Below are 24,008 nucleotides of genomic sequence, written 5' to 3'. Positions count from 1 at the left end.
GACAACCCGTCCGCTCATGCCGATGAGAGCGCGTCAGTCTTCGAGCCAGGTTGGGTCGTCGAACAGTGCTTGGACCTCGTTGATCAGGCGTGAGGCGTGGAAGCCATCCGCCGTGGCATGGTGCAGTTGGATCGCCATCGGCAGCCTCAGGCCATCGAGTCGCTCGACGGATTGCCCGATGGTGATGATGGGGAGTAGGTGACGGTAGCCGCCTTCGAGGTGCAGGGTGAATCCGGTGAATGACGTCCACGGCATGCTGGAGACATCGAACGTATTGGGTGGCCTGTCTGGCTGCGGGAACAGCGTGGTCGAACGCTGGTAGCGGCGTGAAGTCTCGATCATCTCTTGCTGGAAGCACGAGAAATCGAGATGGTGCGGTGTCCACACCGACGAGAAGGTTTCACTGTCAGGATTGAAGATCGTGAACGCGGCGTGTAGTTCGGACCAGACAGCGGGGTGGCCCTGCTCGGTGAGCGTGGTCCGGAACTCGTCGTGGCGGTTGATTACCGTGGTTAGTGCCCAGATGTGGGCCGCATACGTCTTTGCGCCCGTCTCCTTGATGCGACGGTTGAGCCTGCTTACGTCGAGTTCCGTCGTCAGTGCGTACGTGCACGGGCTCTGCGTCAGGTAGTGCTCGAAGTGGGAACCTCGTGCCCAGGAGGCGACATCGATCGGGCGTGGGTCACTCAGCGGGGAGACTTGCATCGCTGTAGGGGACCCGGCCGAGGGGCCGCTCGTTGGATGCGGGTTCAGGCTCATGGCGTCCAACGTAGTGCTCTGACCCGACATGTCCGACGTCCGGATCTAGCCGCGAATACCCGATGCGCCCGCGCAGACCAGCGGAACCGCTGCACGTCTCGCCACGTCGTACCGCCGTGAGCTTGCCATGGAACTCAGCGCCCCGCGTGCTGTCCGTCTCGCTGCTCGTGGTGCTCATGACTGCCTGCGGCCAAGGCGAGCGGGAAGGCTCAGACCCGTCCTGCGAAGCCGTCGATGCGGCGCTCTCGACCGAAGCCGCGACCGTGCCGCCCATCGACTATGGGACGTCCGTCGACGACGCGATGGAGACACTTGCCCGGGCTGGACTCTGCGGTGAACGGCCAGACGTCGACTTTCCGTATTACGTCACGGGAACCGACCCGTCGGCGGGATCCACCGTTGAGCGGGGCACCCACATCACCTTCCTGATCGGCGACGGCTGACGACGCGGCGCCTGTGCCGTCAGCCGACAGACGCGAGAGCAGATTCGTGCTGGTTCGCCGAGGAAGTGCTACCCGGAGCGGTGAGTCTTGCGGGCTTCGCTGGTCGGTATCCCGAACGCTCGACTTACGAGAGGCTGACGCTATGCGGAGACTGACCTACGGCATGAACGTGAGCTTGGACGGCTACGTCGCCGCCCCGGGGGACGATCTTGGCTGGGGCGTGCAAAGCGACGAGCTGTTCCAGTGGTGGTCCGACCGCGTGGGGGAGACGGGCCTCGCGTTGTACGGGCGCCGACTGTGGGAGGCGATGAGCTCCCACTGGCCGACTGCCGACCAGCAGCCTGGTGTGACACCGGCGCAGATCGAGTTCGCCCGCCGTTGGCGGGACATGCCGAAGGCGGTGTTCTCCTCGACAGCAAGCGCGGTCGCCTGGAACGCTCGCCTGGTTTCCGGCGACGCTGTCACCGAGATCACCCGGCTCAAGACTGAGGAGGGCGGTCCCATGGACATCGGCGGCGCAACTCTCGCCGCGGCAGCCATGCGAGCCGGGCTGATCGACGAGTACGCGATCGTCACCCACCCGGTCCTGGTGGGCGCCGGCGCGCCCTTCTTCACGGCCCTGGACAACTGGGTGAACCTGGACCTGGTGGAGACCCGGACGTTTCCCGGCGGTGTGCTCCTGACCAGGTACGAGACCAGGCGCTGAATGCCTGACCTCGGAGTCACGGCAAATACGGTCGCGACCTGGCGCCGTCCCACCTACAGTCGAAGAGCGCATGCCGGGTTCAAGGCGGGCTCGCCCTCCGTGCGGACACGGGAAACCGTGAGCGTCGGGCACGGCGCTGGACAGCGACCACGTACAGGCCCGGCATGCGCGCTCAGACCGGAGCGTCCGCTGTGGCGACTACCCTTGAAGGGCCTCGACCAACGAGCAAGTGAATGGACGTTGATCCGCATGGACGAGACGCATGAGCGGGGCCCCAGATACCGAGCGCCAACGATCGGGAAGCGCATCGCGGTCGCCTGGTCTGTCGCCCTTGCGCTCGTGGCTGCAGCGCTTCTGCTTCTCCTCGTCGTCTGGGTGACGGACGGCCTGCTGAAAGGCGGGGACTTCGCGTTCCTGGGCGAGACTCGGACCAGCGACACGATTCTCCCGCTACGACTGGTCCGATGACCGGATTGCACCGGAAGCGCCCACGATCGCTGAGGACCGCTCGGTGCATAAGCCAACAGTGCTTCATCCGATCCAGATCGACTCCCCGCCCGTCTGCTGTGTGCCAGCGGCGATTTCTGCCGAGCTCTCACCGGCAACCTTGAACAGCCGTTCAGTGCCGTGGGAGGATGTGGCCTTCCCGACCCGGAGGCCCGAGTGAACGACATCGAAGCGATCAGGACCGCGTTCCACGAGGTGACCGCCGCGCAGGGCGGTTCGCACGTCGAGGACGGCGGGTGGATGTGGCTCGAGGGGTTCGGCGACGTACCCAAGGAGTACGCCGCTCTCCGCGACGACGTCGCGGTGTGGGACGTCTCCCCACTGAACAAGTGGGAGTTCCGTGGCCCCGACGCACTGCGGGCCGCCCAGCGAGCGTTCAGCAATAACGCGATCGGGCTCGAGGTCGGCCAGGTGAGGTACGGCGCGTTCCTGGATGCCGACGGGCTCATGGTCGACGACGGGACTGTGTTCAACACCGCGCGTGAGGACCACTGCTGGGTGATGACCAACGGCCGGGACCACGACGAGCGGTTCGGGGAGCTCGTGGCGGACCTCGACGCGGAGTTCGAGTGGGTCACGCCGTCGATGCCGCATCTCGGTGTGATCGGTCCCCGGTCGCGCGAGGTCGTCCAGCAGCTCACCGACGAGGACCTGGGTGCGTTGCGCTACTTCCGCTTCATCCCACGGCCGATCCAGGTGGCAGGCGTGGAGGTGTACCTGTCGCGCACCGGGTACGGCGGCGAGCTGGGCTACGAGCTGTTCCTGCTCGACCCTGCCGACGCCGGGTCCCTGTGGAACGCGATCGTCGGTGCGGGCGTGACCCCGGTCGGCACCGACGCGATCGAGATCGCCCGCATCGAGGCCGGGTTGATCGTGACCGGCTACGACTACGAGCCGCACGAGCGCACACCGTTCGACTTCAATCTCGACCGGATGGTGCGAACAGGTGCGGGACTCGACTTCGCTGGCGAGCCTGCCCTGCGTGCCCTCGCCGCAGACCCGCCCCACCGCTTCGTCACGTTGCGCTACGAGGCCGACATGCTCCCGGAGTACGGCGCGGCTGTCTCGAAGGACGGTGACGAGGTGGGAATCCTCACCAGCCCGACGGACAGCCCGCGGTTCGGCAAGATCGGGCTGGCCGTGATCGCGAGCGAGCAGGCCAGTGTGGGGAACACACTCGGCGTGGCCATCGGCGACGAGACCGTCCCCGCAACGGTCGACGTACTGCCCATCTACGACACGCAGAAGAAGCGCCCCCGCGCGTAGCGGGCTGCCAGGACTGCCGGGGCCTCGCGGGCGCTGCACCAGCGGGTGACGATTCCTGACCGGACGAGCGGGAGTCAGCTCGGCGACTGCTTGGTCCAGGTCGCACCGTCGTCGCTGCGCAGGACGATCGGTCGACCGTCGCAGATCAGCCGCAGCCGGAAGGAGGCGCCTTGCAGCAGCCCGGAGTCGTCGAGTCTGCGCCGACAGGTCGCGGTTCGGGCCTCGTGCACCACCAGTGAGGGTGTCCACTCTTGCCGCGAACGGTCGTAGCGCTGGGCAGTGACGTGCCGTCGGTCCGGAGATCCGACCGCGACGAGATCGCCGCCGGTGTTGGAAGTGACCTGGTTCCAGACGGCGCGATCAGGGTTCTCCGGGTAGACCGCCAGACCTGGTGCGGTGATCGGGGGTCGGGCCGTGAGGATCCACCCGCCGGCACCCGTGCGGCGTACGACGAACTCGGTGCCGGGCTGACCGGACACGTCGCCCTGGATCTCCGACGGCGTGGCCAGCCACAGTCCGATGTCGTGGCACTGCAGCTGGCCGGACCGAGCGACCGGCACGACGGCCTGCGTGAGCTTCGCCTCGCTGGCGCGGATCTCGACCGCGCACCGGCCCTGGGAGATCCCGACCCCGGCGCCGAGGATCGTGCCAGCGTCATCGACGGTGACGACCTGCGCCGACCCTTGGGGGCCGGGCTCGGTGCGGAACGACCCGGCTTCCCAGGTGAGCAGGTCATCGCCCTGCGCCCAGACAGCATGACCCCCGCGGGGCGAGAGGCCGATGGTTCCGGGGGTCTCGCCGTCCAGATCACGGTGGGTCCAGGTGCGCCCGTCGGTGCTGATGAGCGCCACGCTCCGAGTGGGCATCTGGTCCACCGCGAAGTGGTCATCACAACCGACGGTGGCCGCCACCGTCGGTCCTGCGGCGAGCGCGTGCACCGTCCCGCACTCACGGCTGCGGTCCTCGAACACGACACGGGGGTCTCCCCAGCCGTCTGCCGTGCGGTGTTCGACGACCACTTGGTGCATCGTCGGCAGCGAGAACCGCACGTCCCCCACTGTCGCTATTGCCCGCCCCGGCTCGGTCGGCGGACCGGCCTCGTCGGTGCCGCAGCCCAGGCTGCAGGCGATGAGCGTGCACAGCAATCCCCAGGCAACTGTTCGACCGATGCGGTCAGGGCGCCACAGCCGTGGGTACGCGGTCCTCACGGTTGAGATCCCCCTTCGTAGCCTCGGACTCGGGAGCGAATCTACGTGCCTGCCGCATGCGCAGCTCCGGCCGGGCCGACCCTTGGGGAACCACTCGGGACGCTCAACCGTCTCAGCAGTCATGAGACTGTCCGGTACGCCGCGCTCCGCACGCGTTGGGGTCTTCGCGGTCACCGGAGTCCTGCTTCTTGCGGGACTGTCCGGGTGCAGCGGCGTGGGGAGCGGGGCGGCGAGCTGCGCCGCAGCCATCGAGTACGACGGGCACACCTATCTGGGGACCGGCAACGTCAGGCGTGACCCGGAGGTCACCGGACGCTCCATGCCCGCGGTGCTGCCGGGGTGCGATGACAGCGGGGGACAGTCGGAGCCTGAGGGGGATGAGGCCATCAGGGTGGAGGAGCTCGCCGACGTGGACTCAGGCGTTTCGGTGATGTTCAACGGTTCGGTCTACGTCCGCAACGGACAGAACCTGCCCCACTGGACCCAGCGGTGGTTCCGGGCGCCGCGGTGTGACACCGACGGAACCTTCCGACTGAGCGGTGGTTGGCTCGGGGTGACCGGCCCGCACAAGCCCCGGTTCGACGGCGACATCCAGGTGCCCTATCGGTTGGAGGTGCATGTCACCTCCGGACCCCCGGATTACGTCGCGACCACGATCTTCGTGCGCGCCACGTCGTCCACCGACCCGGCGTTGGACGCCGCGGACGTGACGACCTCACTACTGAAGGGCGGGCAGGTCTCGGCTTCAGTGCGATGCGCGGGCGGACGCTTCGAGGCCGTCGCGCTGCGCGCCGGATGACTCAGCCGTGGGGGAGCCGCGGGTCACGCACGTCCGATGGTGAAGGCGACCATGAAGCCCAGGGCGGCGATCAGGCCGGTGAACAGGTGAGCTCGCTCGAACGCCTCGGGAATCATGGTGTCGGCGATCATGGCGAGGATCGCGCCAGCGGCTGTCGCGGTGATGACGGCCACGGTCGCCGGGGACGCCGTGTCCAGGAGCAGGGCACCCAGCAGCCCGGCCAGACCGCTGGCGAACGCGATGCCGCACCAGATCCCGAACACGTAGCGGGCCGATCGACCGCTGCTCTTCATGCCCGCCGCGCTGGACAGCCCTTCGGGCAGGTTGGAGAGGAAGATCGCCACCAGGACGGAGACCCCGACGCCGCCACCACCAAGCACGCTGAGTCCCAGCACGACCGACTCCGGGATGCCGTCCATGAGCGCGCCGATGGCGATGGCCGTGCCGCTCCCCGGTTGCTGTTGCTCTGAGGGTTGCCGGCCCGACGAGCGCTTGCGGTGCTGTGCCCCTCGGCGAGCCAGAGCCACGTTGGCGAGGACGTAGACCAGGGCACCGCCCAGGAAGCCGGCGATGGTCGCAGGCAGACCGCCCGAGTGTTCCGCCTCGTCGACCAGGTCGAAGGACACAGCAGAGATCAGCACACCAGCACCGAAGGCCATGATGCTTGCCACCAACCGGTGGGACACCGGGACGAACCATGCCACCAGTGCCCCGAGCACGAGCGCCCCACCGGCCACGAGCCCCCAGGCACCAGCCTCGAGCCAGTTTGGCATTCGAGGGTCCTCCTTGCTGTTCGACGAGATCACCACGCAGCCGACGGCCGCGCAGGGTCCCTCTTCTCCGGACCCGAGCCCAGCTTCCAGCACCGGGCTCCCCAGAACCCGGTCGACGTCACCGCTCGGTAAGGGTCAGCGAGTCGGATCGGGCCTAGCGTGAGACGAAACGAGGAGGCTCGACATGAGAGACATGATGCACTCCACCGAGGCGCTGATCGCACTGATGGTGATCCTGATCCTGGTGCTCGGCGGCATCCTGGTCGGGATCAGGCTGGTGGGCGAGCGGGCGTTCAACAACGACCATCGACAGAAGTAGCACCCCACGATCCCGCCGCGCTGGAGCCCGGTGATGCGGTGCGGCTCGCGGTCGGCGGGCTGGGCGTCCTCGAAGGCTCCTTTGGCCTGACAGAGTCCGTTCAAACGGGCAATGGGACCGCCGGCTCGACGCGCGGCGTACCGATTGTGCTGCGGTTGGTCACCACTGCCCGTTTGAACGAACGCATCCCTCAGGGCAGCGGCGTCACCCGGGTCGGGGACGGCGGTGCCACCGGCGAGTTGGCGGTGAGGTAGGCGTTGAACGCGTCGAGGTCGACGCCACCGCCCACCCGGTCCGTCCCGTCACGCAGCACCGTGAAGCCGTCCCCGCCGTCGGCGAGGAAGCTGTTCACCGTCACTCGGTAGGTGGCGGCCGGGTCCACCGGGGTGCCGTTCAGCGTGATGCTGGCGGGGTCGACCTTGTTCCCGACCGGCGCCGAGGCCGACCACGAGTAGGCGACGCCCGCGGAGACCCCGAGGTGCAGGAACCGGACACTGCCGTCGGCCTGGGTGACCCACTGCTGCTCCAGCATGGTCTCGATCTGCGCTCCGGTCAGCGACATCGACACCAGCAGGTTGCCGAACGGCTGAACCGTGAAGGCCTCGCCGTAGGTGACGTTGCCGTCGCCCTCACCCGCCGTCGACGTGGCATAGGTGAGGTCGGCCCGGACTCCACCGGGGTTCATGAACGCCATCACCGCGTTGCCGTCGCCCGCTCCGTCCGTAGCGTCGAGCTGGGCGTCGGCGATGAGGTCGGCGAGGCTCGACTCGCTGTCCCGGGTGATGCTCCGGGTGATGTTGGCGGTGATCGAGCCGATGACCCGGTTGGCCAGCGGGGCCGAGATCGCTTTCCACTTCTCGATGATGTCGACCTGGTCCTGCGCGGGCGTCACGTCGCGGGTGATGGCGTGGTTGGCCGAGACCACGGACGAACGGATCACGTCCTTTGTGCGCCGGTCCAGCAGCAGATTGGTCTCGGTGACCACGCGGCCGAACGACGAGGCGCTCGTGACGTAGCGGTCCGCGCCGGACGGGTCGGGGATGTTGCACACGTAGGGCTGGTGCGTGTGTCCGGTGACCACGAGATCGATCGACGAGCTGAGCCCCTGAGCGATCGTCACGATCGGCCCGGACAGCGCCGGGGTGTCTCCGGTGTTGCAGTCGTAGTCGAAGCTCGACCCGGTCGGCGGCAGACCGCCCTCGTGCAGGAGCACGACGATGGCGCGCACGCCTTGGCGCTTGCGCAGGTCACGGGCGGCGAGGTTGGCCGACTCGACCTCGTCGAAGAAGTCGACGTCACGGATGCCGGCCTGGGCGACCAGCTCCGGCGTGCCTTCCAGCGTCATCCCGATGAAGCCGACCTTGATGCCTCCCACCTTGGTGACCCACGTGGGCGGCAGGACGGTGCGGCCGGTCGACTTGCGGAACCAGGAGCCGTAGGCGGGGGACGCCTTCCTGATCCGAGGAGCGCGTACGCCGTCCTTGTAGGCGACGTTGGCGGCCAGCCACGGGAAGTCGGCCCCGGAGTAGCCGTCGGCGTCGAAGCAGCCCTCGACAGGGTGGCAGCCGCCGTACTGCATGCGCAGCAGTTCGGGGACACCCTCGTCGAACTCATGGTTGCCGACGCTGGACACGTCGAGGCCCAGTGCGTTGAGCGTTTCGACGCTCGGCTCGTCCTTGAAGAGTCCGGACAGGAACGGCGATCCGCCGATGAGGTCGCCGGCTGCGACAGTCAGGGAGTTCTTGTGGTTCTCGCGCAGCGTGCGCAGGTGGCTGGTCAGGTAGGCGACGCCGCCCGCGGTGACCGGGCCGGCTGCTCCGGTGATGGTGCCGTCGGAGCCCGTCGGGGGCTCGAGGTGACCGTGGTAGTCGTTGAACGACAGGATCTGCAGGGCGACCGGCCGGGGCTTCGGCTTCGCGGCCGCCTCGGCTGGCACGCCCATCGCTGCGGTCACCATGGCACCGATCGCGGTGGCGGTGACGACGGCGGCGGCTGCGCGGCGCCTGGAGGGGTGTCTCGAGAACATCATCAACTCCTCTGGTGGTGGAGATGTCGCACTCAGCGTCACCCGAGAATCTCAGTACGACGTGGTGGATCGAACCTCTCACGCACCCCCCTCAGCTGTCACCCACCGATTCAGGTTCACCAAGGTATGCAGATGAACCTCCACTGTCCGTGGTGAATTCACCGTGGGAGGTGGAGGTTCATCAAGGTATGCAGGCGAACCGCCGCCGTAAGGGGCCGGCCACGCCAGACGAACCGCCGCCGCAACGGGCCGGCCACGCCAGGCGAACTCAGCGGCGCCCGGCGAGGAGGTAGGCGAGGGGGCCGAAGGGCTGGACCACGAAAGCGGCTGCCCAAACGAGCTTGGGACCGCGGACCTGCGCGGCCGGCCGGTGCATCAGGTCGCGGATGGCCGCGGAGGTCATCGCCAGCTCGGCGATGCCGGCCAGGATGATCAGGCGCTGTTGCGTCTCGGACAGCTCGGACCACTTCTTCTGTGCCATGGCCACACGCTAACGCCTCGACGAAGTCCGCGTACACGCCAGTCGCCGGAGGCTGGGCGGCCGTTCTTCCTGGCCTCACGTAATCCCGACCCATTGATTCCCGTCTCCTCCATGTGGACACTGGGAGAGTCGAGCAGGCGTTGCACGACCGAGCACTCAACAGCATCGTGGACGACGGTTCGCGAGAGCTCGACCGACCGCACGTGGTGGTCATCACCCTCGAGCCGGGGATGCTGCTGGTGGAGGGGCCCTACGACACCGGCGCGGAGGCTGCCAGTGCGGCCGATCGTTACCTGGCCAGCGTCCGGTCGGAGCAACCACCGCAGGCAGACCCGTTGACGACCGTGGTGCCGCTGACTCCGGCGCCATGTTTCGCCGACCTTCGGGCCGATGACGAGTTCGTGCCGTGACCGCGCAGCGTCAGAATCTTCCTGTCAGGACGTCTACCTGACGTGAATTCTTCTGCCTGGGGCGATTTCGACGACACGAGTGACGCAGACCTCGTCGCACTGGTGCGCGCCGGTGATCTGGGAGGCACCGAGGGCTTGTGGCGTCGCCACTACCAGGCGAGTCTCGCCTTCGCCATCAGTCTGTCGGACCCCGCTCTCGGTCCCGACCTGGTCTCAGATGCGTTCGAGAAGGTCTTCTCGGCGATCGAGAAGGGCGGCGGACCCGACCATGCCTTCCGGCCCTACCTGCTGACCACCGTGCGACGTCTCTACGTCGACCACGTCAGGAAGCACGCACGCACGGTCCTCACCGATGACTTCGCGCCGCTCGAGCGCCAAGTCCCGTCAGAGCGTGACGTGGGCGACCGGGTGCTTGACGCCGGGCTCGTCCAACAGGCCTTCCGTACGCTTCCCGAGCGCTCGCAGGCCGTCCTCTGGTACGGCGCCGTCGAGGGCTCGAGCCACGACGACATCGGCAAGGTCATGGGGTTGAAGCCCAATGCGGTGGCTGCCCTGGCGTTCCGGGCCCGTGAGGCCTTGCGCCAGGCCTACATGAGCGCCTATCTGGGGACCTCGCCGCAGCCGGACTGCGCAGCTGCCGCCCCGTCGCTTCCGCGACTGGTTCGTGGTGACCTCGCAGAGAGCGAGCGGGCCAGTGTCGAGGGGCATCTGAGCGTCTGCACCAACTGTCGTGACGCGCTCGCCGACCTCGACCAGATCCGTACGAACCTGTCGGGGGTCGTCTTCGCGAGCGTCGCCGGCGCTGTGGGGCACCAGGTGCTCGGGGACTACCAGGCTGCCGGGCAGTCGAGCGGGGCCGTGACCGGTCCGACACCAGCGCAGGCGGCGACCAAGACGCTCGCCACGTGGTTGACCATGGCGGTGGCCGCGTCGGTCGTCGTGGCCGGAGTCGTGGCCCTGGTCCTGGCGCAGGGAGCGCCGGCGCCCACGACGGCGACGGGCAGACCACCCTCCCGGGCGGCTGACGAGCCGACGGTCCCGGCCCCCACCAGCCCGACCCGGCGGCCAGCCTCCGGGCCGACCGCCGTCCCGGTCATCGATGGCCCGACACCCACGGCGACTCCGTTGCCCACCGGGTTCACGACTCCGGCCGCTCTGGACCTCGACCCGGGGCCGTCTGCGACGCCGACCCGCACGCCCTCCGGGTCGGCGGATCCGGCACCCACTCGGATCCGACTCGGTCAGCCGAGCCAGAGCCCGATCGAAGGCTCGGGTGAACCGTGGGTCCATCTCGACGTGCCGATGAGCGCCTCGTCGAACGACCTCACCCTGGCGTTGGCCGTCACCGGCGCCACCCAATGGTTCACTCATCGAGATGCGGGGTTCGGTCCGTGGGCGTGTGTGTCGTCCGGCTCGGAGGTGGGACCCCTGCGGCTCACCTGCACGCTGCCGCCGGGTGCGCGCCGAGTCGAGCTTGGCCTGGACCTACTGGTGCCGCAGGCGGCGTCGGTCAACCTCACGGTGGCGCCGGCCAAGGGCACAAGGGGGATGTCGGCCCACCTGGGATTCGACGTCACGCCCCCGTGAGCGCGTAACGTCGCGGACGTTTCCTACGTCCCCTCTGCATGGACAGCACGTCTTTCAGCCGGGTGCGGACCCCGCAGGTCACCCGGAAGCGGATCCTCCGGTTCTGCTCCTTCCTCAGGCTCCAGCACCCCGGCTGGACCTGGGAGCTGTCGATGCGAGCGGTCACAGCCGTCGACTGGGCTGCTGCTCAGGACGGGGTCGCCCCTGGTCCGGGTGCGCGTGGGACGGTCGAACCTCACTTGGTCGACGCCTTCTCCCTGCGCTTCGCCGACCTCGAGGCTCGCACGGTGGTGGCTACGCCACTCCCGCCTGGTGGCATCTGGACCCGCGGTGCGGTCCGCTACTCCATCGACCTGTCCACCGGGCGGGTCCATGACGACCGTGCCGCCCTGCCCGAGCTGGGGCAGCCCCAGCCCGGGTAGCGCGCGTTGCACATTGCCGGGCTGCGTGACACGCTGTTACTGACCGATCGGTCTGTAATTGCCAAGCCGGGAGGCGCCATGACCACCGCAACCGACGAGAGGGACCGGTTGGCCGACTTCGAGGCCATCGTCTCTCGCCATGACCGCATCGAACCCCGCGACTGGATGCCGGAGAAGTACCGCTCGACCCTGGTCCGCCAGATCGCGCAGCATGCGCACTCAGAGATCATCGGGATGCAGCCCGAGGGCAACTGGATCACGCGGGCACCCTCTCTTCGGCGCAAGGCGATCCTGCTGGCGAAGGTGCAGGACGAGGCCGGCCACGGTCTCTACCTCTACTCGGCCTGCGAGACCCTTGGGGTCTCGCGCCAGGAACTGACCGAGAAGCTCATCGCCGGGCAGCAGAAGTACTCCTCGATCTTCAACTACCCGACGCTCTCCTATGCCGACGTGGGCACCATCGGCTGGCTCGTCGACGGCGCGGCGATCTGCAACCAGGTGCCGTTGTGCCGCACGTCGTACGGTCCCTACGGGCGTTCGATGATCCGGATCTGCAAGGAGGAGTCCTTCCACCAGCGGCAAGGCTTCGAGCTCCTCAGCACGATGATGCGCGGCACCGACGAGCAGCGCGCGATGGTGCAGGAGTCGGTCGACCGGTTCTGGTGGCCGGCCCTGATGATGTTCGGGCCACCGGACGCCGACTCGCCCAACACCGCCCAGTCGATGGCGTGGGGCATCAAGCGTGACACCAACGACGAGCTGCGGCAGAAGTTCGTCGACATGTCCGTGCCCCAGGCCGCGGCCCTCGGCGTCACCTTCCCCGATCCCGACCTGGCCTGGAACGAGGAACGCGGGCACTACGACTTCGGCCAGCCCGACTGGGAGGAGTTCATGGCGGTGGTCAAGGGCGGCGGCCCGTGCAACAGCCAGCGGCTCGCCCACCGCAAACGGGCCCACGACGAAGGCGCATGGGTCCGTGAGGCAGCCACCGCGTTCGCCCGGTCGGCTGCTGACCGTGCCCTGTCCCAGGAGGCGTCGCGATGACCGAGATCCAGGCCGAATGGCCGCTCTACGAGATCTTCGTGCGCGGCAAGCGCGGACTCAACCACGTCCACGTCGGCTCGTTGCACGCTGCCGACGACGAGATGGCGCTGCACCACGCTCGCGACGTCTACACCCGTCGCAACGAGGGAGTGAGCATCTGGGCGGTGCGCGCCGACCTCATCGCGGCTTCGAGTCCCGACGAGAAGGATCCGCTGTTCGCTCCGGCGGGTGACAAGGTCTACCGGCACCCGACCTTCTACGCCATCCCCGACGACGTCCCGCACATGTGATGACCGACCACGACAACGTGTACGACGGCTTGCTGGGCGGCGACGACTCCCAGTGGGCCTTCGGGACCGACTTCGAGGACCCGCTGGCCGGGGTCGACACCACTCTGCCCGCTGGTGTCGACGGTGCCGCGCTGGCGACGTACTGCCTGATGCTCGGTGACGACGCGCTCATCTACTCCCACCGACTCTCGCAGTGGACCAGCAACGCGCCGGACCTCGAGGACGACATCGCCCTGGCCAACGTGGCGCTCGACCTGCTGGGTCAGGCGCGCCTGCTGCTGGCGCGAGCCGCGGCCGCCGACCCCGACCAGGTGCCGGTGCTGCCCGAGGGGTCCCCGGTGCCTCCCGAGGATGCCCTCGCCTTCTTCCGGGACGAGGCCGCGTTCCGCAACCTGCGCTACGTCGAGCCTGACAACGGTGACTTCGCGGTGAGCATCGCCCGGTTGCTGGTCTTCTCGACCTACCGGCTCGCACTCATGCAGCGACTGCGCGGCAGCCGCGACAGCGTGCTCGCGGCCGTCGCCGCGAAAGCGGTCAAGGAACTGGCCTATCACCGCGACTACGCCGGCCGCTGGTTCCTCACGCTGGCCCAAGGGACCGACGAGTCTCGGCGTCGCCTGGTCGCCGGCCTCGCACTGGTGTGGCCCTACTACGACGAGCTCTTCGGCACCCACCCGATCGAGAGGGCGCTCGCCGATCAGGGTGTCGGGGTCGATCCCGCCGGGCTGGCTCAGGAGGTCGATGTCCTGCTGGAGCAGGTGTTCTCCGTGAGCGGGATGACCCGACCCGACGTACCGTCCATCGGTCCCGTCGCCAAGGGACGCGGCCGCGACGGGCGCCACACCGAGGCCATGGGACACCTGTTGGCCGAGATGCAGGTCGTGGCTCGCGCACATCCGCTGGGGCAGTGGTGAGCGCCAGGGCCACCGGAACCCGTGGACGCCTCGACCTGGCTCGGGCACTGGCCGCGGAGGTCGTCGACCCGGAGATGCCGATGCTAACCCTTGAGGATCTCGGCGTCCTGCGGGAGGTCGCCGCCGACGGGGACCGCATCGTCGTCACCATCACGCCGACCTACTCCGGTTGCCCGGCGATGGCGAGCATGCGTGACGACCTGGTGCACCGCTTGCGTGACCACGGGTTCGCCGACGTGCAGGTCGTCGTCAGCCTGCACCCGGCCTGGTCCAGCGACTGGATCACGCCCCGGGGACGCCGGGCCCTCGAGGACCACGGCCTCTCGGCTCCGGGGGCGGCGCCGGACCACGACGGCCCGACCCCCCTCACCCTGTCGCCGATCCGGCGAGCACTGAGGTGTCCGCGCTGCGGCTCCGATGCCGTGGCTCTCACCTCCGAGTTCGGGCCGACGGCGTGTACGGCGCTCTACCGCTGCGTGAGCTGCCTCGAGCCGTTCCAGCACGTCAAGGAGATCTGATGGCCTTCCATCCGCTGACGGTCTCGGCTGTGCAGAGGCTCACCGACGATGCCACTGCCGTCACGTTCGAGGTGCCCGACGACCTGCGTGATGAGTTCGCGCATCACGCCGGTCAGTGGCTGACGCTTCGACGCGAGGTCGACGGTCAGGAGCAGCGCAGGTCCTACTCGATCTGTGCACCGGCCGGCGCCCCACCCCGTGTCGGCGTGCGGCTGATCCCGGACGGACTGTTCTCCACCTGGTTGGTCGAGCAGGTCCGGGTCGGCGACACCGTTGACGTCCAGACCCCGTCGGGAAGCTTCCGCGCCGACCCGAGTCAGCCAGGACGCCACCTGTGCATCGCTGCCGGGTCGGGCATCACCCCGATGATCTCGATCGTGGCCACGGTGCTCACCAACCCGGAGTCCCAGGTGACCCTGGTCTACGGCAACCGCACGACGAGCACGGTGATGTTCGCCGAGGAGCTGGCTGACCTCAAGAACCGTCACGGCGCCCGCCTGGAGATCGTCCACGTGCTCTCGCGCGAACCCCGCGACGTGGACCTGTTCTCCGGGCGGCTCGACGCCGACCGGCTGCGCCGGTTGCTGACGGCGCTCGTGCCGGTCAAGGCGATGGACCACATCTGGCTGTGCGGCCCGTTCGGGCTGATCACCGATGCCCGCACGGTCCTGGAGGAGTACGGCGTCGAGGCTGATCGGGTGCATGCCGAGCTCTTCTACGTCGACGCCCCACCGCCGGAGCTCACCCGCGCCGAACCATCGCTCGAGGGTGATGTCAGCGAGGTCACCATCGTGCTGGACGGCCGGGTCACCACCTCGCCGATGGTGCGCGACCAGAGCATCCTGGACAGTGCCGCGATGACCCGCCACGATCTGCCGTTCGCCTGCAAGGGCGGGGTGTGCGGCACCTGTCGGGCCCGCGTCACCTCCGGTGAGGTCGACATGCGGCGCAACTACGCCCTGGGCGACGACGAGGTCGAGCGAGGTTTCGTCCTCACCTGCCAGACCCACCCGGTGAGCGCGGCGGTCACGGTCGACTTCGATGCCTGACGAGGAGGAGGTCGCGCAGCGCAGTGCCGCGGAGATGTGGGCGGGCGATGCCGCCAGCCGGATGCTCGGCATGCGGATCGTTGCCGTCGGGCCGGGGACCGCGAGCGTCTCGATGCGGGTCCGCGCCGACATGGTCAACGGGTGGGACCTGTGCCACGGCGGGCTGATCGCGGCCCTGGCGGACAGTGCCTTCGCCCTGGCCTGCAACTCGCGGGGGACCGTCACGGTGGCGGCGGGTTTCGATGTCACCTTCCTCGAGGCCGGGCGGCTCGACGACGAGCTGCTCGCCACCGCTCACGAGGTCGCTCGCCGCGGACGCTCCGGGCTGTACGACGTCCTGGTCGCCCGGGCCGCTGACGGTGCGGTGATCGCTGCGTTCCGGGGCCGCAGTCGTGAGCTGGGGCGGCCCAACCCGGGCCTGTGACTAGGTGGTCGCGAGGCCGTCGAAGGCCAGGGCGGCGACCGACCTGGCCAGGGCGTCGGCGCTGACGGGCCCGCCTGGCCGGTACCACTCGACCAGCGAGTTGACCATGCCGAACAGCAGTCGGCTGATCACCTCGGGAGCCAGGTCGTCGCGCAGCGACCCCTCGGCGACGGCAGCCCGGACCAGGGTCGTGAGCTTGTCGTCGATCTCGCGACGCCGGGCGAGGGCGGCGACCTCGATCTCACTGTTGCCACGGACCCGGAGCAGCAGGGTCACCGCCGGGAGGTGCTGGGTCAGGATGCGCACCGACTCCTCGACTGCCGTGCGGAGCCGTTCCAGGGCCGTGATGCCGGGGTCGGCCTCGATCGCCGCGTCGATGGCGGAGCTGAGTCCGTCGAGCGCCTCGTCGAGAGCCGCCGACAGCAGTGCCTCCTTGCTCGCGACGTGGTGGTAGATCGCTGACTTGGTCAGGCCTAGGTCCCGGGCCAGGTCTCCGATGCTGGTGGCGTCGTACCCCTGGGTGTTGAAGAGCTCGACGGCACGTCGCAGCACGGTCTCCTGGTCGTAGCCGGGTCGGCCCCGGCGTGGTCCCGACATGGCTATCCGGCCTGGTGCGGTTCGGAGACGAAGAGGTTCAGCCCGAGCTGCTCGGAGAGGAACCGGGCGGCCAGCTGCCCCTTGACGCTGTTGCCGGCGTCGTCGAGCCGGGGTGCGAAGGTGCCGAGCCCGCCCTTGCCCGGAGCGCTGGTCACGATGCCACCGCCGATGCCGCTCTTGGCCGGCAGCCCGATGTCGTAGAGCCAGTCACCGGAGGTCTCGTAGAGACCGGCGGTGGCCATCACGGCCAGGGTGTGGTGACAGGTCCTGGGCTCGACGACCCGGACGCCGGTCACCGGGTTGACGCCTCCGTCGGCCAGGGTCGCCCCCATCACCGCGAGGTCGTGGGCGCTCACCGCCAGGCAGCTCTGGCGCGTGTAGAGGTCGACCGCCGCAGCAGGATCACCCTCGAGGCGGCCGTAGTCCTGCAGCAGTCGCGCCATGGACTGGTTGCGGTGGTTGGTGGCCGAGGCCGAGGCATACATCTGCTCGTCCAGGTGCAGCGGTCGCCCCGCGAAGGCCGAGAGCCCGGACACCAGGAAGTCCCACTGGGCGCCCGCATCACTCCCGGGGGCGAGCTGGGTCGTGGCGATCGCGCCAGGGTTCACCATCGGGTTCGTCCGGCCCTGGTCGCCGCGTTCCACCGCAGCCAGCGAGTTGAACGGCAACCCCGTGGCGTTGACCCCCAGCCGGTTGCGGGTGGTGGCCGCGCCGAGCTCCTGACAGACGAGAGCGAAGACGAACGGCTTGGCTACGCTCATGATCGTGAACTCGACGTCGGCGTCGCCGCTGGAGTGGACGGTGCCGTCGGTCTGCACCACGCAGATCCCGAACAGGTCGGGGGGTACGTCGCGCAGCGCGGGGTAGACCGTGGAGTTGTGGCCCTCGGTGGTGCTCGCGAAGCGCTCGTGGGCCTCGTCGACGAGGAGCTGCACCCGGTCGGCGCTCGGCAGGTGCCCGGTGGAGACGTAGCCGTCGTGACGGGAGCCGGACATGGGCCGGAGCCTAACGCAGCTCGGGCAGGTCGAGCTCCACGCCTGCGCCCACGGCGATGGTGCCCGAGGTGAGGACCCGGAAGACGGTGCCTGCCCGTCGCCGTAGTGCCCCTTGGGCGCCGGCCCCGATCGTGTCATCGAGCAACTTGCACGGTGCGGCCACCCGAACGACCTCGAGGGTCACTGCTCCGATCCGGATCCGGGTGCCGGGGACGGTCGGGACCTCACCGCTCGACAGGGTGATGTTGCGCCGGGTCAGTGCGGCTGGGATCGGCGAGCCGAACGCGGTGGCCGCCTCCTGCAGTGCTGTGCCCGACTGCACGGTCACGTGCCGATGTCGGGTGCCGTGGTAGCGGTCGCCCACCAGGCCCTTCCCGGCCTCGGCCTCGATGCTGTCGACCGCACGCATCGGCAGCCGGGTCGCCGGAGAGATGTGGATCGACAGCACAGTCGGGTGGCAAGCGTCCGAGGGCATGTCCCCATGGTCGCGCAGCACCGCAACGTCGCTCGGTGGCCTAGCGTTGTGCCATGTTCCCGGACCTGATGATCCTCGACGGCGGCCTGTCCAACGCGCTGGAGGACCGTGGCCTCGACCTGTCGTCGCAGCTGTGGACGGCCCGGTTGCTCCGCGACGCTCCCGAGGAGATCGCCGCGGTGCACCGCGACTACTTCGCGGCCGGTGCCAGGGTGGCGACGAGCGCCAGCTATCAGGCCAGCGTGCCGAGCCTGGTCTCCGCGGGGATGGAGCGCCAGGAGGCCGAGGGCCTCATCACCGCCAGCGTCGCGATCGCCCAGCAGGCTCGCGACGAGTTCCAGGCACAGGACGCCCACCCGTTGCTGGTGGCCGCCTCCGTCGGACCCTACGGCGCCGTCCTGGCCGACGGTTCGGAATATCGTGGCCGCTACGGGCTCAGCGCTGCTCAGCTGCGCGAGTTCCACCTGCCGCGGCTGGACCTGCTGGCCGCCGCCGGACCCGACCTGTTCGCCGTGGAGACGATCCCGGACGCTGACGAGGCCGCGGTGCTGGTCGCCCTACTCGACGAGATCGGGCTGCCGGCGTGGTTCGCCTACTCCGTCGAGGGAGAACGCACCCGGGCCGGGCAGCCTCTGACCGAGGCCTACGCGGTGTTGGCCGACAGTTCCGCGGTGCAGGCGGTGGGACTGAACTGCTCCGCTCCGGATCAGGTGCTGCCGGCTCTGAGGATCGCTGCCGAGGTGACCGGACGCCCGGGCGTGGCCTACCCGAACAAGGGCGAGGACTGGGACAGCGCGTCTGGCTCCTGGCGGGGGACCGCCCAGGACTCCACCCCCCTGGCGTTGGACTGGGTGGCGGCCGGCGCCCAGCTCGTGGGCGGTTGCTGCCGCGTCGGCCCTGCCGACATCGCCCGGCTGGCCCAGCTGCTCGACTGAGCCTGCTCGAGTGGGCTCACACCCCCAGTGCCACGAACGCTGCTGCCGTGGCCTCGGTGACCAGGTCACCGCGGGCCCGCTGTCGGGCCGCGAGCATCACCTCAGCCAGCCCGGCTCCGGTGGCCAGGCCGGCATGCACGTCGAGCATGAGGCCCACGGTCGCCTCGTCGTTGACCTCGGCGATGCTGGACACGATGCCCGCCGTACCCAGCGACAGGAGCACCGAGGCCAGCCCCAGCAGTTCGTTGGCCCCGACCGGGACCATCACCCCGGAGTCGCAGGCGGAGAGCACCAGGCGATGTGGAGCCCGATGCAGCAGTTCGAGGTCGTGCACCGTCAGCGGTCCGTCGTGCATGACCAGCGAGGAGAACATCGGGCTGTCCGGCCGGAACTGCCCGTGCGCGGCGATGTGAGCCAGGCTCGCGCCGTCCAAGGCCTTGAGGCAGTTGGCGACGGTCGCAGCGCCGTTGCGCAGCACGACCGCTGCCGAACCGGAGTCGGCGAGCACGCTCACCTCGGCCCCACCGGTCTTGAGGCCGGGACCGGCGACCAGGACGAGGCGTGCTGCAGCCGGGGGAGTGGCGGCCTTTGCCCGCTGCCACATGACAGCCGACGGTACGACGGCCACGGGCCGCTCGGACAGCACCGGGAGCAGTGACCACGGAGTGTCGTGCAGCCGACTGGAGGGAGAGATCACCACCGGCCCGCTGCCGAGGAGCCGAGCCGCTGGGCCCAGCAGTGCCGTCTGGAGACGGTCCCCGACCCCGTCCAGCGTGGTGGGGCGTCCCCGAGCCGACTGACGCAGCGCGAACCGGGTCGCGGTCACGGCGGCCAGGGCGGCCCCGATCGGGCCGACCACCTGGGTGCGCACCCGGCCTGCCCGGGCGACGACGGCGTGCAGGGTCTCCTCGACCTCGAGCAGCTCGATGAACGTGTCGGCGCCGAGTGAGTCGACGAAGTCGGGAACGTTGAAGCGGGTCGACACCCCGGCCACCCCGGACAGCTGGTGTCGTTGACTGCGAATGGCCTGCTCGAGCCCTATCGGCGCGGCGGCTCCTTTGCGGGCCTCGACATCCTCAGGCGGGCCTGGAGCCTGACGGCTGCGCTGGCTGAGCCGCGGACGCACCGGTGGCTGCGTGAGGGCGGTCGCCCGCCAGCGTTCACTCCAGTGCAGGATGCGCCGGGCGTCCCCCGAGGCGACGGCCGAGCGGGTGGCCAGCTGGGACAGCTCTTCACCGTGCCGGGTTGCGAGTGCACGCAGCTCGGAGCTGCCCAGGCTCATCCGGTGTTCGTCGAGGGCTTCGAGCCCACGGGCGCAGGCGGCGTAGACCCCCCGGGTGTTGCCGTTCGCGTCACGGTCGAGGGCGCTGGCCAGCCACCCTGTCGCCCGGACCAGGGCCGACGGGTTGCGCTGATAGCGCGCGGCGGCCGTCAGCAGCTCGTGGGCAGACGGGTCCCCCCGGACCGTCGCGAGACGACCCGCGAGCAACAGCGCGTGGGGAGCGTCTTCGGCCCGAAGCGCCTGGAGTCGGAACGCCACTGCGGTTCCGGCCCTGAGCAGGGCTGGACCCGTCTCACCTCGGTCCCGACGGGCCCGGATGGCCGCCAGATCGGCCCGGTCCGCCCACCACGCCCGGTCCTGTCGGCGGAACAGGCTCCGCGCCTCGGTGGCCGCGGCCAGGGCTTTGGTCGGGTCGTTTGCCGCCAAGGAGGCGTTGGCTTCGGCAAGCAGGAGCTCGGCGCGGCTGCGAGGCTGCATGGCGGGTTCGGCCAGCGCCTCTTCGATCACGCTCACCGCCTCATGGGCGAGGCCGGCTGCCAACAGCACCGCGGAACGATCGATGGCCAGCTCGGGAGGGGCGGCCGCGACAGGGGCGTAGCGGCGAGCAGCCTCGTCGTAGAGCGCCAGTGCGCGAGGCAGATCTCCCCGGGTGAAGGCCACCAGACCCTGGTGCTCGACGGCGTCGACCGCCTCCAGCTCCTGGTGGGCAGCTTCGAGCAGCGCCCCGGCCCGGACGAAGTCGCTTTCGGCCCTGGTCAGCGAACCGCGGGCGAGGTGGATCAGGCCACGATTGGTCAGTGCGCGGCCCTCCCAGACCACGTCACCCGCAGCGCGGATGCCCTTCAGCGCCTTGCCCATGTCGGTGAGGGCCTCGCCGTGACGACCGAGCTGGCTGAGGATGTAGGCGCGCCGCATCAGCACCGTGGCCAGGACCGAGCCGGTGGCCGCGTCGGCGGCCGCGTCGAGGTGCTTCAACCCGATGCGCGTGCGGCCGTTCATGACCAGGGTGGCGCCCAGGGTCGCCTCGACGTCGGCCGTGCGCTCGAGGGAGCCGGTGCGACGGGCGGCGCGCAGTCCTTGGCGCAGGTGCCCGATGGCTTCGGTCATCTCGCCGTTCTCTCGGTGCACGATGCCAGCGGCCTGATACGCGAAGGAGCGGGCAACGGGATCCGAGCTGGACTCCAGCACGGAACGGGCCTGCTGCAGGGCGACCGAGGGGCGCGACAGGGCCAACGTGGTCAACTCTGCCGGCGGGACCTGCGCCGGTGTGGTCCGGGACCGCAATGTCACCTCTTAACCTGCTCCGGTGTTTGTCGCTACGCTAGCGAAGATCTACCGGGGACCACTGTCGAGGATCGGGGGCTGCTCATGGCCGCTTCGGAAAAGCCAGAGCCCAAGCGCGAACCACTGGATGAGCAGCAGCGTCGCGAGCTGGCCCGCATCCAGGTGGGGATCATCGCCGACGCGCTCGGTCGAGACCAGGTCGGCTGGGACAGCGAGGACCCGGCCGACTTCAGCTACCTCTTTCGCCGTGAGAGCGTCCTGGTGCGCGACCGCGACGTCGAACGGGTGACCAACTACCTCGGAGACCGGTCGCGGATCGCCGACAACCTGGTGAACGGCCTCACGCGCCTGAGCGTCGCGGGCGACCAGGCCGTGCCGGACCTGCTCACCGAGCTCGACAACGCCGTGGGTATCGGGGTCGCCACCCCCGACCACATCCTGCACGTCACCCCGGGGCGATGCTGCCCCGCGACGGAGCCCGAGGTTCCGGTGATCGCCCATCCCCGGCCCAAGGTCTCGCGCAACAGTGAGGCCGGCTGCGGCGTCTTCGTGTCGGTTGTCGACACGGGGTGGTGGGAACCAGCAGCGACCGACCCGATCAGCCCGTGGTTGGCCGGGGTGACCGGTGATCCTGAGGTCATCGACACCGACCACATTCACCCCTACGCCGGCCACGGCACCTTCATCGCCGGGGTCATCCGCTGCGAGGCACCCAAGACCGAGATCCGGGTGGAGGGCTTCCTGCCCCAGGGCGGCGCGATCTTCGAGTCCGACATGACCGTCCAGCTCTGCCAGGCCCTCGCCCTCGGGCCGGACATCATCAGCCTGTCGGCTGGGTCGACCACGCGCGAGGACCGGCCGCCACTGAGCTTCGAGGTGTTCTGGGAGAACTTCCTCAGTCACGTCAAGGGCACGGTGCTGGTCGCCGCAGCCGGCAACGAGGGCACCCGGGCGCCGTTCTGGCCGGCTGCCTTCCCGTGGAGCGTGTCGGTGGGAGCCCTCACCCCCGACGGCAAGCGTGCCGACTTCTCCAACTACGGCAGCTGGGTCGACGTCTCGGCGCTGGGGGTCGACATGGTCAACGCCTACCCCCGCGGGACGTTCATCACCCATGAACCGCCGGTCATCGGCGAGGTGCGGAAGTTCGAGGGCCTGGCTCGCTGGAGCGGCACGTCGTTCTCCACCCCGCTGGTGGTCGGCAAGATAGCCGCACGGATGAGCAAGACCGGGCTGAGCGCCCGCCTCTGCGCCAATCAGCTGCTGGCCGAGGCGCGCGCCCAGTCCAAGCCGGGCGTCGGCCCCTGGCTGTAAGGGCTCAGAGCGTCATCCACTCGGTGCTCTGCACCGAGCCGTCGTAGGTCACGGTGAACCGCACGGGTCCCGGAGCCGGGGCCGCGGCAGAGAAGAAGCCCGCCTCATCGGTGGTCACGATGCTGGGCTCTCCGGCCGAGGTCACCACTGCGATCTGACACACCAGCCCGGGGATCACCTGGCCCATCATCGTGGGCCCGTCGATCTCGATCTCCAGTGAGAACCCGGTCCCCTGGAAGCCGACCACGCGCGGCGTACTCACCGCGGCGCTGCGCACCAGCAACTCGCCGGCTGTGAGCGAGTCGTGCGACAGGCTCATCAGGTCGTCGTCGATCGTGCGCCACGCGAACGCCGCGCGCGCATCGACTCGAGCACGGTCCGAGACGGCGCCGGCGAGTGCGTCGTCGAGGTCCTGCATGAGGGCCTCGTCATCGTCCCAGCGGGTCATGGGGATGCTCCGAGCCGGCTCCGGCGAGGAACCCCTTGAGTGCGTTGCTGTTCCTGAGCTGTTCCAGAGCGCGGGCCCTGGTGGGTCCGATGCTGCCGACCGGGATGCCGAGCAGCCGACTGATCTCACGGTAGGGCAAGGGTGGGTCGGCGAGCAGCAGCGTGAGCAGCTCGCGTCGGTCGTCGGGCAACTCCAGGAGCGCCGCGCGCAGGGCCTGGTGCTGTTCGAGCACGAGCAGGTCGTCGCTCAGGTCGGTGTCGTCGCGTACGTGGTCGAACGGGGTCGCCACCTGGGGGTCCACGGCCACGGTGCGCTTGGAGCGGTCGACGACCCGCAGACACTCGTGGCGGGTGGTGGTGGCGATCCAGCCGGGTAGGGCCCGGGGTTCGCGCAGGGTGTCGAGGTGTTCCACGAGCCGGAGCCACACGGTCTGGTTCACGTCGTCGGCGTCATGACCGCGCAGCCGGTGGCGGGCGATGATCGCACTCACCAGGGGGAGGAATCGCTCCACGAGCTCGTCCCAGACGCGCTGATCCCCGCGGCGGGCGCCCTCCACGAGCTCCGCGACGCTGTGTGGCTGCTGATCCATGCTGGGCCTCCTGCGCCGGCTGACCCGCCGCCGGTCGTCGAGTCTGCGGGCAGTGCAGACCGGAAGAGGACGTTCGAGCCAGCCAGATACATCTGCACTGATCATCGCACTCATGACCGTTCCTCTCCCAGCACCCTCGTCGGCACA

Annotated in this window: 28 protein-coding genes; 17 read left to right on the top strand and 11 right to left on the bottom strand. The window is 69.3% G+C overall.

Annotation, left to right across the window (positions count from 1 at the left end):
- Window positions 1-33 precede the first annotated feature (33 nt).
- Window positions 34-759, bottom strand: coding sequence for a CatA-like O-acetyltransferase (locus AB7I40_RS20935; protein ID WP_428345065.1), 726 nt, complete (start codon window positions 757-759; stop codon window positions 34-36).
- A gap of 146 nt (window positions 760-905) precedes the next feature.
- Between AB7I40_RS20935 and AB7I40_RS20930 the strand changes: the two genes are divergently transcribed.
- The 4 genes from AB7I40_RS20930 to AB7I40_RS20915 all read left to right on the top strand — a co-directional run bounded on the left by AB7I40_RS20930 (window position 906) and on the right by AB7I40_RS20915 (window position 3,681).
- Window positions 906-1,202 carry a PASTA domain-containing protein gene (locus AB7I40_RS20930; protein WP_428345066.1) on the top strand — a complete coding sequence of 99 codons (297 nt, stop codon included), beginning with the start codon at window positions 906-908 and terminating at the stop codon, window positions 1,200-1,202.
- Between the two features lie 142 nt (window positions 1,203-1,344).
- On the top strand, window positions 1,345-1,908 hold the full coding sequence (locus AB7I40_RS20925) for a dihydrofolate reductase family protein (protein ID WP_428345067.1): 564 nt from the start codon (window positions 1,345-1,347) through the stop codon (window positions 1,906-1,908).
- Between the two features lie 249 nt (window positions 1,909-2,157).
- Window positions 2,158-2,376, top strand: coding sequence for a hypothetical protein (locus tag AB7I40_RS20920; protein ID WP_428345068.1), 219 nt, complete (start codon window positions 2,158-2,160; stop codon window positions 2,374-2,376).
- A gap of 195 nt (window positions 2,377-2,571) precedes the next feature.
- The gene (locus AB7I40_RS20915) at window positions 2,572-3,681 is read left to right on the top strand and encodes an aminomethyltransferase family protein (protein WP_428345069.1); all 1,110 of its coding nucleotides are present in this window, start codon (window positions 2,572-2,574) and stop codon (window positions 3,679-3,681) included.
- 74 nt (window positions 3,682-3,755) lie between these two features.
- On the opposite strand, the gene AB7I40_RS20910 is transcribed toward AB7I40_RS20915, so the two are convergent.
- Window positions 3,756-4,889: a hypothetical protein gene (locus AB7I40_RS20910; RefSeq protein ID WP_428345070.1), complete on the bottom strand. Its 1,134-nt coding sequence runs from the start codon at window positions 4,887-4,889 to the stop codon at window positions 3,756-3,758.
- A gap of 121 nt (window positions 4,890-5,010) precedes the next feature.
- Here AB7I40_RS20910 and AB7I40_RS20905 point away from each other — a divergent pair, with 121 nt between their 5' ends.
- Window positions 5,011-5,688 (top strand): DUF6281 family protein, encoded by a 678-nt coding sequence (locus AB7I40_RS20905; RefSeq protein WP_428345071.1) that lies wholly within the window; start codon window positions 5,011-5,013, stop codon window positions 5,686-5,688.
- A 23-nt stretch (window positions 5,689-5,711) separates the two neighbouring features.
- On the opposite strand, the gene AB7I40_RS20900 is transcribed toward AB7I40_RS20905, so the two are convergent.
- Window positions 5,712-6,461: a ZIP family metal transporter gene (locus tag AB7I40_RS20900; protein WP_428345072.1), complete on the bottom strand. Its 750-nt coding sequence runs from the start codon at window positions 6,459-6,461 to the stop codon at window positions 5,712-5,714.
- A 184-nt stretch (window positions 6,462-6,645) separates the two neighbouring features.
- Between AB7I40_RS20900 and AB7I40_RS20895 the strand changes: the two genes are divergently transcribed.
- A complete protein-coding gene (locus tag AB7I40_RS20895; RefSeq protein ID WP_428345073.1) occupies window positions 6,646-6,780 on the top strand; it encodes a hypothetical protein in 135 nt (44 codons plus the stop codon).
- Between the two features lie 190 nt (window positions 6,781-6,970).
- Here the strand turns inward: AB7I40_RS20895 and AB7I40_RS20890 are convergent, their stop codons facing one another.
- Together AB7I40_RS20890 and AB7I40_RS20885 are read right to left on the bottom strand one after the other, a co-directional pair.
- Window positions 6,971-8,806: a bifunctional metallophosphatase/5'-nucleotidase gene (locus AB7I40_RS20890; RefSeq protein WP_428345074.1), complete on the bottom strand. Its 1,836-nt coding sequence runs from the start codon at window positions 8,804-8,806 to the stop codon at window positions 6,971-6,973.
- 268 nt (window positions 8,807-9,074) lie between these two features.
- Window positions 9,075-9,287 carry a PLDc N-terminal domain-containing protein gene (locus tag AB7I40_RS20885; protein WP_428345075.1) on the bottom strand — a complete coding sequence of 71 codons (213 nt, stop codon included), beginning with the start codon at window positions 9,285-9,287 and terminating at the stop codon, window positions 9,075-9,077.
- 113 nt (window positions 9,288-9,400) lie between these two features.
- Between AB7I40_RS20885 and AB7I40_RS20880 the strand changes: the two genes are divergently transcribed.
- The 9 genes from AB7I40_RS20880 (at window position 9,401) to paaI (ending at window position 15,945) form a co-directional block, all read left to right on the top strand.
- Entirely contained in the window at window positions 9,401-9,697 is a 297-nt protein-coding gene (locus AB7I40_RS20880) for a hypothetical protein (RefSeq protein WP_428345076.1), read from the top strand.
- A gap of 42 nt (window positions 9,698-9,739) precedes the next feature.
- Window positions 9,740-11,284 (top strand): sigma-70 family RNA polymerase sigma factor, encoded by a 1,545-nt coding sequence (locus tag AB7I40_RS20875; protein WP_428345077.1) that lies wholly within the window; start codon window positions 9,740-9,742, stop codon window positions 11,282-11,284.
- Between the two features lie 38 nt (window positions 11,285-11,322).
- Window positions 11,323-11,706, top strand: coding sequence for a hypothetical protein (locus tag AB7I40_RS20870; RefSeq protein ID WP_428345078.1), 384 nt, complete (start codon window positions 11,323-11,325; stop codon window positions 11,704-11,706).
- A gap of 78 nt (window positions 11,707-11,784) precedes the next feature.
- Window positions 11,785-12,750 (top strand): 1,2-phenylacetyl-CoA epoxidase subunit PaaA, encoded by a 966-nt coding sequence (paaA, locus tag AB7I40_RS20865; protein ID WP_428345079.1) that lies wholly within the window; start codon window positions 11,785-11,787, stop codon window positions 12,748-12,750.
- A complete protein-coding gene (paaB, locus tag AB7I40_RS20860; RefSeq protein ID WP_428345080.1) occupies window positions 12,747-13,040 on the top strand; it encodes a 1,2-phenylacetyl-CoA epoxidase subunit PaaB in 294 nt (97 codons plus the stop codon). Before paaA ends, paaB begins: the two co-directional genes overlap by 4 nt.
- The gene (gene paaC / locus AB7I40_RS20855) at window positions 13,040-13,954 is read left to right on the top strand and encodes a 1,2-phenylacetyl-CoA epoxidase subunit PaaC (protein ID WP_428345081.1); all 915 of its coding nucleotides are present in this window, start codon (window positions 13,040-13,042) and stop codon (window positions 13,952-13,954) included. The genes paaB and paaC overlap by 1 nt, the downstream gene beginning before the upstream one ends.
- Window positions 13,948-14,472: a 1,2-phenylacetyl-CoA epoxidase subunit PaaD gene (gene paaD / locus AB7I40_RS20850; protein ID WP_428348126.1), complete on the top strand. Its 525-nt coding sequence runs from the start codon at window positions 13,948-13,950 to the stop codon at window positions 14,470-14,472. The genes paaC and paaD overlap by 7 nt, the downstream gene beginning before the upstream one ends.
- The gene (gene paaE, locus AB7I40_RS20845; RefSeq protein WP_428345083.1) at window positions 14,472-15,521 is read left to right on the top strand and encodes a 1,2-phenylacetyl-CoA epoxidase subunit PaaE; all 1,050 of its coding nucleotides are present in this window, start codon (window positions 14,472-14,474) and stop codon (window positions 15,519-15,521) included. The genes paaD and paaE overlap by 1 nt, the downstream gene beginning before the upstream one ends.
- Entirely contained in the window at window positions 15,514-15,945 is a 432-nt protein-coding gene (gene paaI / locus AB7I40_RS20840) for a hydroxyphenylacetyl-CoA thioesterase PaaI (protein ID WP_428345084.1), read from the top strand. Before paaE ends, paaI begins: the two co-directional genes overlap by 8 nt.
- Here paaI and AB7I40_RS20835 read toward each other — a convergent pair whose 3' ends face one another.
- The 3 genes from AB7I40_RS20835 to AB7I40_RS20825 are packed head-to-tail and all read right to left on the bottom strand — an operon-like array spanning window position 15,946 to window position 18,012.
- The gene (locus tag AB7I40_RS20835) at window positions 15,946-16,542 is read right to left on the bottom strand and encodes a TetR/AcrR family transcriptional regulator (RefSeq protein WP_428345085.1); all 597 of its coding nucleotides are present in this window, start codon (window positions 16,540-16,542) and stop codon (window positions 15,946-15,948) included.
- Window positions 16,543-16,544: 2 nt separating this feature from the next.
- On the bottom strand, window positions 16,545-17,537 hold the full coding sequence (glsA, locus tag AB7I40_RS20830) for a glutaminase A (RefSeq protein ID WP_428345086.1): 993 nt from the start codon (window positions 17,535-17,537) through the stop codon (window positions 16,545-16,547).
- Between the two features lie 10 nt (window positions 17,538-17,547).
- Window positions 17,548-18,012 (bottom strand): MOSC domain-containing protein, encoded by a 465-nt coding sequence (locus AB7I40_RS20825; protein WP_428345087.1) that lies wholly within the window; start codon window positions 18,010-18,012, stop codon window positions 17,548-17,550.
- 53 nt (window positions 18,013-18,065) lie between these two features.
- Here AB7I40_RS20825 and mmuM point away from each other — a divergent pair, with 53 nt between their 5' ends.
- Window positions 18,066-18,947, top strand: a complete 882-nt coding sequence (mmuM, locus tag AB7I40_RS20820) for a homocysteine S-methyltransferase (protein ID WP_428345088.1) — start codon at window positions 18,066-18,068, stop codon at window positions 18,945-18,947.
- A 16-nt stretch (window positions 18,948-18,963) separates the two neighbouring features.
- Here mmuM and AB7I40_RS20815 read toward each other — a convergent pair whose 3' ends face one another.
- A complete protein-coding gene (locus AB7I40_RS20815) occupies window positions 18,964-21,519 on the bottom strand; it encodes a CHAT domain-containing protein (RefSeq protein WP_428345089.1) in 2,556 nt (851 codons plus the stop codon).
- A 78-nt stretch (window positions 21,520-21,597) separates the two neighbouring features.
- On the opposite strand from AB7I40_RS20815, the gene AB7I40_RS20810 reads away from it, so the two are divergent.
- Complete coding sequence (locus tag AB7I40_RS20810) at window positions 21,598-22,824, top strand: S8 family peptidase (RefSeq protein ID WP_428345090.1); 1,227 nt, start codon at window positions 21,598-21,600, stop codon at window positions 22,822-22,824.
- Window positions 22,825-22,828: 4 nt separating this feature from the next.
- Here AB7I40_RS20810 and AB7I40_RS20805 read toward each other — a convergent pair whose 3' ends face one another.
- Complete coding sequence (locus AB7I40_RS20805; protein WP_428345091.1) at window positions 22,829-23,272, bottom strand: hypothetical protein; 444 nt, start codon at window positions 23,270-23,272, stop codon at window positions 22,829-22,831.
- Window positions 23,253-23,861, bottom strand: coding sequence for an RNA polymerase sigma factor (locus AB7I40_RS20800; protein WP_428345092.1), 609 nt, complete (start codon window positions 23,859-23,861; stop codon window positions 23,253-23,255). The genes AB7I40_RS20805 and AB7I40_RS20800 overlap by 20 nt, the downstream gene beginning before the upstream one ends.
- Window positions 23,862-24,008 lie beyond the last annotated feature (147 nt).

This window comes from Nocardioides sp. (assembly GCF_050246775.1).
Lineage (GTDB): Bacteria > Actinomycetota > Actinomycetes > Propionibacteriales > Nocardioidaceae > Nocardioides.
The sequence above is the reverse complement of the archived record's forward strand: the minus strand, read 5'-3'. Positions and strand labels throughout refer to the sequence as shown.